Source organism: Parvibaculum sp. (genome assembly GCF_049672805.1).
In the GTDB taxonomy this organism is placed as follows: domain Bacteria; phylum Pseudomonadota; class Alphaproteobacteria; order Parvibaculales; family Parvibaculaceae; genus Parvibaculum.
Window position 1 is genome coordinate 1 of record NZ_JBATWS010000258.1, and the last position, 7,350, is coordinate 7,350.

Annotated in this window: 7 protein-coding genes; 4 read left to right on the forward strand and 3 right to left on the reverse strand. The window is 61.2% G+C overall.

Going from position 1 to position 7,350, the window contains the following annotated elements; genetic code table 11:
• Window positions 1-161 precede the first annotated feature (161 nt).
• Complete coding sequence (locus tag WBF74_RS08330) at window positions 162-929, forward strand: SDR family oxidoreductase (RefSeq protein ID WP_424438011.1); 768 nt, start codon at window positions 162-164, stop codon at window positions 927-929.
• An 87-nt stretch (window positions 930-1,016) separates the two neighbouring features.
• Here WBF74_RS08330 and WBF74_RS08335 read toward each other — a convergent pair whose 3' ends face one another.
• Window positions 1,017-1,916 (reverse strand): alpha/beta fold hydrolase, encoded by a 900-nt coding sequence (locus tag WBF74_RS08335; protein WP_424438014.1) that lies wholly within the window; start codon window positions 1,914-1,916, stop codon window positions 1,017-1,019.
• Between the two features lie 16 nt (window positions 1,917-1,932).
• Window positions 1,933-2,838, reverse strand: a complete 906-nt coding sequence (locus tag WBF74_RS08340) for an alpha/beta fold hydrolase (protein WP_424438017.1) — start codon at window positions 2,836-2,838, stop codon at window positions 1,933-1,935.
• Window positions 2,839-2,963: 125 nt separating this feature from the next.
• Here WBF74_RS08340 and WBF74_RS08345 point away from each other — a divergent pair, with 125 nt between their 5' ends.
• A complete protein-coding gene (locus WBF74_RS08345) occupies window positions 2,964-3,614 on the forward strand; it encodes a 2-hydroxychromene-2-carboxylate isomerase (protein ID WP_424438020.1) in 651 nt (216 codons plus the stop codon).
• On the opposite strand, the gene WBF74_RS08350 is transcribed toward WBF74_RS08345, so the two are convergent.
• Window positions 3,611-4,420, reverse strand: a complete 810-nt coding sequence (locus WBF74_RS08350; RefSeq protein ID WP_424438023.1) for a LuxR C-terminal-related transcriptional regulator — start codon at window positions 4,418-4,420, stop codon at window positions 3,611-3,613. The two genes, WBF74_RS08345 and WBF74_RS08350, sit on opposite strands and share 4 nt — an antisense overlap.
• Before the next feature lie 110 nt (window positions 4,421-4,530).
• Here WBF74_RS08350 and WBF74_RS08355 point away from each other — a divergent pair, with 110 nt between their 5' ends.
• Both WBF74_RS08355 and WBF74_RS08360 read left to right on the forward strand, forming a co-directional pair.
• Window positions 4,531-6,243, forward strand: a complete 1,713-nt coding sequence (locus WBF74_RS08355) for an FAD-dependent oxidoreductase (protein ID WP_424438026.1) — start codon at window positions 4,531-4,533, stop codon at window positions 6,241-6,243.
• 24 nt (window positions 6,244-6,267) lie between these two features.
• Window positions 6,268-7,206 (forward strand): diacylglycerol/lipid kinase family protein, encoded by a 939-nt coding sequence (locus tag WBF74_RS08360; protein ID WP_424438029.1) that lies wholly within the window; start codon window positions 6,268-6,270, stop codon window positions 7,204-7,206.
• The last annotated feature ends 144 nt before the right edge of the window (window positions 7,207-7,350 follow it).

The window sequence follows — 7,350 nt, forward strand, 5'->3', positions numbered from 1 at the left end:
CGGCTATATGGAGCTTGATGAAGCGGCCTTCTGAGCAGCCTCACCTGACAGGACAAAGGGCGCTCCCTGCGGAGCGCCCTTTTTTGTTGAACCGTTTGCCCACTGCCGCCGCGTCAGATAGCTTTTCGCCACATGATATCAGGCAGAGGAAACACACCCACATGAAGAATCTTTTCAGCGTCGAGGGGAAGACCGTTCTCATCACCGGCGGCTCGCGCGGTATTGGCGAAATGATCGCGACCGGTTTCGTGGAGAATGGCGCGAAGGTCTATATCACCGCGCGCAAGGCGCAGGCCTGTAACGAGCTTGCAGAAGAACTTTCAAGCAAGGGCACCTGCATTTCCCTGCCTTTCGACCTCGGCACAAGCGAAGGCATTGCAGGCATCACCGCCGAACTCGCCAAACGCGAAAAGAAGCTCGACGTGCTCATCAACAATGCGGGTGCCGCCTGGGGCGAGCCGATTGACGATTATTCCGAGAGCGGCTGGGACAAGGTGATGAACATCAACCTCAAAAGCGTGTTCTTCCTGACGCAGAAAATGCTGCCGCTGCTTCGCGCCTCTGCAAGTGCGGACAACCCCGCCCGCATCATCAACACGGCGAGCGTGAACGGCATCGAGCCGCCGGAGCTTGAGACCTACGCCTATTCATCCTCCAAGGCGGGCGTCATCATGCTGACGCGCCATCTGGCGAAGCGCCTCGCGCGCGAGTACATCCTCGTCAACGCCATCGCGCCCGGCCCCTTCCCGAGCCAGATGATGAAGGCAACGCTCGAAACATTCGGCGATGCCATCAAGGCCTCTAACCCGCTTGGGCGTATCGGCACACCGGAAGATGCCGCAGGCGTAGCAATCTTCCTCGCCTCACGCGCAAGTGCCTATACAACCGGCGCGACCATCCCGGTTGACGGTGGCTCGGCGGAAGTCTGATCCGACTTTCGGACAGACCCTGTTGATAAAGAAAGGGCCGGTTTCGCATGGTGACGAAACCGGCCCTTTCGACATTCGATGGGGCGTTTACTCTGCCGCCGCCTTGCGCTCCGCAGCGCGGGTATGTGTGGCGATCAATTCCACATAGCGCGTGCAAAGTTCCACCGGCAGATCATGGCCCATCCCCTCTATGACGACATGCTTCGCGCCGGGAACGGATTTCGCCGTGTCCTCGCCACCCGAAGGTGGCACAAGCGGATCGGCATCGCCATGGATGACGAGGAAGGGCACACGCACCTTTTTCAACTCATCGACGCGGCTGCCATCACCCACAATGGCCGCATATTGCCGAACCGCCCCTTCCGGGTAGTACATGTGATCGAATTCGCGCGCGCAGCGTTCATAGAGCGCCTCATCCGACATGGGATAGGCCGGGCTTTGATAGACGCGGCGTCCCTTCATCCGGTGACGGATCACCGTTTCGCGGTCTTGTGAAGCAGGCTGTTCCTGCAGCGCCTTCATCGCTTCCTCGCTCGCCTTGGGCAGATCGGGATTGCCCGTAGTGGACATGATCGAGGTGACAGAGAGAAGCCGCTCCGGGAAATGGATCGCCATGCGCTGCACGATCATGCCGCCCATGGAAATACCCATGACATGCGCCCTGTCGATGCCAAGCACATCGAGAAGGCCGATCCCGTCTGCCGCCATATCGGCAAGCGTATAAGGAATATCGGGCTTCTGCCCCGCGCGGAGCGCTGCCACCACGTCAGGAATTTTCGGCAGGCCGGAAAGCTTCTCCGACTTGCCGACATCGCGATTGTCATAGCGGATGACGCGGAAGCCCTGCGCGCGCAGACCCTCCATCAACTCCTCCGGCCAGCTCAGCATGGTGGAGGTATAGCCATTCACGAAGAGAAGGGGCGTGCCGTCAGCAGGCCCGCGATCTTCGTAATTGATGGTGATGCCATTCGCCCTGGCCGTTTTCATGTTCACGCCCATGGGATTACTCAGCCGCCTTAGCAGCGGAAGCCCGCTTCGCTGCCGCCTCGATCGCATCGGCAAAGGTACCGACAAGAGCGAGCGGAAAGTCATGGCCCATGCCGGGGATCACACGAAGCTCTGCACCCGGAATATTTTCTGCCGTGTCCTTGCCGCCCTCGACCGGCACAAGCGGATCATCCGCGCCATGCAGAACGACAGCCGGAAGGGTGAGCTTCTTCAGCTTCTCGCGCCGGTCGCCATTGGCAACAATGGCGGCCATCTGGCGGGCAACGCCCACCGGATAGAGCGAGCGGTTCACATCACGCGTTACCCATTCGCGCAGCGTCTTTTCATCCGTCCGGTAACCGGGGCTTCCGATCGTGTTCCAGGCAAGCATACCGCGCTCGATAGCAGCGGGAATGTCACCTTCAGGGGCGGGCGTCATCAGAACGGCCATGGCCTCCGGCTTGCCCTGCGGCAGCGCGGGATTGCCTGTCGTTGACATGATGGAGGTGAGCGAGAGCGCGCGGTCCGGGTGGTTTGTAGCCACAAGCTGCGCAATCATGCCGCCCATCGAGGCGCCGACAATATGAGCGCGCTTGATGCCGAGCGCATCGAGCAGGCCGACCGCATCCTTCGCCATATCATCAAGCGAATAAGGGGCGGTTGCAGTCTTGCCAGCCATCAGCGCACCGAAAATTGCCGCCATGTCCGGCATACCAAGATCATCAAACTTCTGCGAGAGGCCGACATCGCGATTGTCATAACGGATGACGCGATAGCCGCGCTTCACCAGTTCCTCGCAAAGCTCCACCGGCCACATGGTGAGCTGCGCGCCAAGCCCCATGATGAGCAGGATCGTCTCGCGATCCTCCGGACCGAAGCTTTCATATTCCAGCGTGATGCCATTCGCCTTGATCTGCGGCATGGAACGTTCTCCCCTTCTGATTGCCGTTCGTTTCTTTGCGCCAAGCCTAGCAGCACCCTTGCGCGTGAGGCGAGCCAAACGCATATTAATGAAACACATTAGACAGGCGCCCGGGGAGGCAATCCATGACGCTCGAATATGATCTCTTCTGGTCGTTCCGTTCACCCTATTCCTATCTGGTGACGAAACGGCTTCTCGATTTCGAGCGTGACTATGATGTGAAGGCCGTGGTGCGGCCCGTCTATCCGATTGCGGTGCGGATTCCGGGTTTCTTCAAGCAGGTGAACCCGATGTGGCCACCCTATCTGCTGAAAGACACGGTGCGCATTGCCGAGATGGAAGGCCTGCCCTACAGATGGCCCTCGCCCGACCCGATCGTGATGAACATGAAGACAGGCGATGTGGCGACCGAGCAGCCCTATATCAGCCGGCTGACGCGGGCAGGCGTACTCGCCGCCGAACAGGGCAAGGGGCTGCCCTTTCTCTATGAGGTCAGCACGGTGATCTTTGGCGGCACGAAGAACTGGCATGAGGGCGACCATCTGCGGAACGCCGCTGCCCGCGCGGGCCTCGATCTCGACGCACTGGACAGGCAGGCGGAAGCCGAGAAGGACCGCCTCGAAGCGGTGATCGCCGAAAATGAAGCCGCGCAGAAAGCGGCAGGCCATTGGGGCGTCCCCCTCATGGCTTTCAAGGGCGAACCTTTCTTCGGACAGGACCGCGTGAACCATCTCGTCTGGCGGATGGAGCAGCACGGACTGAAGAAGCGGGGCTAACGCGTCTCCACCAGCCCGAGCTGCGCGGCAATGGCGACCGCATGGGCCCGCGTCCGCGCGCCGAGCTTCGCCACCACATTGTCCAGATGATAACGCACGGTTGTGGGGCGGATGCCGCTTCGCTCTGCAATCTCCGCCTCACGAAAGCCCTGCGCTGCAAGCGAAAGGCAATCCCATTCGCGCCGCGTCAGCGCGGCACGATCTTCCGGCCGTGGCCGGGCGCGCTTTGCAAGCCGGTCCTGAAGGGCTGCAAACATATGCCCGGCGGCGAGAAGATGCGGTGCCGCATCGGCAATGATCTCCTCCGCTTCTTCCAGCGTTTGAGGGCCTGCGAAGCCGAGCATCGCCACCCGCGCAAAAGGCAGGCGCACCGGCACCACCAGCACCGCGTTGAAGCCTTCCGCACGCATCATCTCCGCCACGCGCTTCTGCTCGCCGCTATAGGGCGCGCGGTGGCGGCGGTGATCGTCATAAAGACTGATCGCAAAGGGAAGATGCTCGAAGCGGCAGCGTATGTTGAGTGGCATACGAAGCGAGATACCGCCTTCTCCGAGCGCCGAAATGATTTCCGCAGGCCAGCCCTGGCGCCGCATGAAACTTTCAGCAGCAGAAACCGACAAGGGCGAGGCGACATCCGGCGTCCAGATGGCGCGCGGCATGGTGATGAGCGCCGAAAGCTGGCCAAGCGCCGCATCGGCGGATGCCGCACCCGTCGCCTGCCCGAGCGCGGCAAGGGCCGCCCCCAGCGCCATATGATCGATTCCGCCCTGCTCCTGCGGCTTCCTCACCGCTTTCCCCGCCACCATTTTCCGATCCTGCTGTTTTCGAGGGGACGCGGGGGGATTTATATCCGATATTCCAGAGAGAAGGCGAGCCGCGAGAGGCCGCCCGCCTCCCGGCGAGGCCAGAAGCAAGGATGGGTTTCGGGAAGATGAAGCGCGATCTTGAGGCCATGAGCGCCACCACCTATGACCTCGTCATTGTGGGTGGCGGCATAACAGGCGCAAGCACGGCATGGGACGCGGCACTGCGCGGCCTGAAAGTAGCCCTTCTCGAAAAGGATGACTTCGCCCACGCCACCACATCCGGCTCGTCAAAGCTTGTGCATGGCGGCCTGCGCTATCTCGTGAATGGCGAGTTCCGCCTTGTGCGCGAAAGCCTGCGAGAGCGGCGCATCTGGGAAAACATCGCGCCGCATATGGTCCATCCCCTGCCCTTCGTGCTGCCGACCTATGGCTGGGGCATGAACGGGCCGATCGTGCTCGGTATCGGTCTTGCGCTTTATGATCTTCTCTCCTTCGACCGCAACTGGCTTTCGGATGATGACAAAAAGCTGCCGGGCTTCCGCCGCATCTCGAAGGGAAAGGCGCTCGACATCATGCCCTCGCTGAAGCGCGAAGGGCTGACCGGCGCGATGATCTATTATGATTGCCAGATGCATGCGCCCGAACGCCTCTGCCTTGAATGTATCGAAGGCGCGGTCGAGTTTGGCGCAGACGTGGCGAACTACGCCGAGGTGACGGGCTTCACCAGCGAAGCGTCACTCAGGCGCGGCGTGAAAATAACCGGCGTGCAGGTGCTCGACCGGCAGACAGGCAACAGCCACACCATTCGCGGACAGGTTGTCGTGAATGCGGCTGGCCCCTGGGCCGACAAGACAATGGCGATGGTGGATGACACACCGGCGCGGCGCCTCATCCGCTCCAAGGGCATTCACATCATCACACGCGATATTTCCGGCGACATGGCGCTTGCCGTGAAATCGGAAATCGGCGGCCACTTCTTCGTTATCCCGTGGCGCGGCCACACCATCATCGGCACCACGGATACCGTGTTCGAGGAAGACCCCGATGAACTCGGCGTGACGGAGCGCGATATCGAAAACTTCCTCATCGTCGTGAATGACGGGTTGCCGGGGCTAAATCTCACTCGGAAAGATGTGCTGCATTTCTATGCAGGCATTCGCCCGCTGGTGGACACAACGCCTGAGCCCGCCGATGGCGAGGAAGCGCCGAAGGACAGCTATAACGCAAGCCGCGCGGCAGAGGTCTATGACCATGCGACCGAAGAAGCGATTGACGGTCTCATCTCCGCTATTGGCGGCAAATGGACAACCTCGCGCCATCTCGCCGAACAGGTGGTGGACCTTGCGCTGAAAAAACTCGGCCGCAGCGCGCCTTGCGAAACACATTGCACGCCTGTTTATGGTGGCGAAATTGGCCGCCTGAAAAGCTTTGCCGCACGCGCCCGTGCGCGTTACTCGCATCTCGCACCGGAGATCGTGAACAATCTGGTCGCTTTCTACGGCAGCCGCATCGACGAGGTGCTGGCAACCGCAGAAGAGAAACCCGGCGAGCGCGAGGAATTGCTGCGCCGCCTTGCGCCGGAAACGAAGGTGCTTTGCGTGCAGGTGGTGCATGCCGTGCGCCACGAAATGGCGCTCCATCTCGATGACATCGTCTTCCGCCGCACCGGCCTTGGCACGCTTGGCCATCCGGGCGTTCCCGCTATCACCCGCGCGGCCGCATTGATGGCGCGCGAACTCGGCTGGGATGAAACGACACTTGCACGCGAGATTGCCGAAACGACGCGACTTTTCGAGACGATCGGGGGAAACAGGGAGGGATAGCACATGGCGGGGGGAATGCCTCATGTGGCAGCGATAGTGAATCCACGCTCGGCGGGAGGCCGAACGGGCCGCGCCTGGCGCGTTATTTCGGAGACGCTGGAAAAGGAACTCGGGCCTGTCCGCACACATTTCACGACCGGCCCATCGACACCGCATTATCTGCCTGCCGCAGAACTCACCCGCAAGGCGCTGCATGAAGGCGCACAGCTCGTCATTGCCGTGGGCGGGGACGGCACCATCGACGAAGTGGTGAACGGCTTTTTCGAAAATGATGCCCTCATCAATCCGGAAGCCCATCTCGCCATTCTGAACGCAGGCACGGGCGGCGACTTCCGCCGCACTTTCGACCTACCCGATGACATTGAGGAAAGCGCAAAACGGATCGCAAGCGGCAATTCGCGCCGCATCGACATCGGTCGCCTGAGCTTCATTTCGGAAGACGGGCGGAACGCGTCCCGATATTTCAACAACATCGCAAGCTTCGGCCTTTCCGGCGAAGTGGTGCGGGCGGTGAACAAGGCGACATGGCAGAAAAGCTTTGGTGGAGCCTTCACCTTTCTCTGGGGCACGCTGATGGCATCCGCCACGCATAAGCCGCGCCCCGTGCGCATTGTCACGGATGATGGCGCGGAAGAAGTGCTCAATGCAGGCGTCGTCGCCATCGCCAATGGCAAATATTTCGGCGGCGGCATGTTCATCGCGCCCATGGCCGAACCTGATGACGGGCTTTTCGACGTGATAATGATGCGCAATACGACACTGCTCAACATGCTGAAAAACTCCGGCGCGATGCGCGAGGGAACGCATCTCGAAAGCCCGCTTGTCACCCATCGCCGCGCGCGCTGGGTGGAAGCAACGCCGGTTGGCCCCGAACCCATGTTGCTTGATGTGGATGGCGAAGCGCCGGGGCGGCTGCCCGCGCGCTTTGAACTCATTCCCGGCGCGATCACGCTGCGCTGCTGACAGGCGAACGGACAGGAAAAACGAATCTGACAATCGACCGCACAACATTGCGCTGGAACGGCTGGGGCCCGACGAAGCAGGAAAACCCGCTGCCTGCGGACTCACCCAAAGGGAAAGGGGTCGAGGAAGTGCTCGGCATGAGCC

Excerpts from the sequence above, each read along its gene's own strand:
- WBF74_RS08335 (WP_424438014.1), bottom strand. The coding sequence starts at position 1,916 with ATGAAAACGGCCAGGGCGAATGGCATCACCATCAATTACGAAGATCGC.
- WBF74_RS08330 (WP_424438011.1), top strand. The coding sequence starts at position 162 with ATGAAGAATCTTTTCAGCGTCGAGGGGAAGACCGTTCTCATCACCGGC.
- WBF74_RS08345 (WP_424438020.1), top strand. The coding sequence starts at position 2,964 with ATGACGCTCGAATATGATCTCTTCTGGTCGTTCCGTTCACCCTATTCC.
- WBF74_RS08350 (WP_424438023.1), bottom strand. The coding sequence starts at position 4,420 with ATGGTGGCGGGGAAAGCGGTGAGGAAGCCGCAGGAGCAGGGCGGAATC.
- WBF74_RS08355 (WP_424438026.1), top strand. The coding sequence starts at position 4,531 with ATGGGTTTCGGGAAGATGAAGCGCGATCTTGAGGCCATGAGCGCCACC.
- WBF74_RS08340 (WP_424438017.1), bottom strand. The coding sequence starts at position 2,838 with ATGCCGCAGATCAAGGCGAATGGCATCACGCTGGAATATGAAAGCTTC.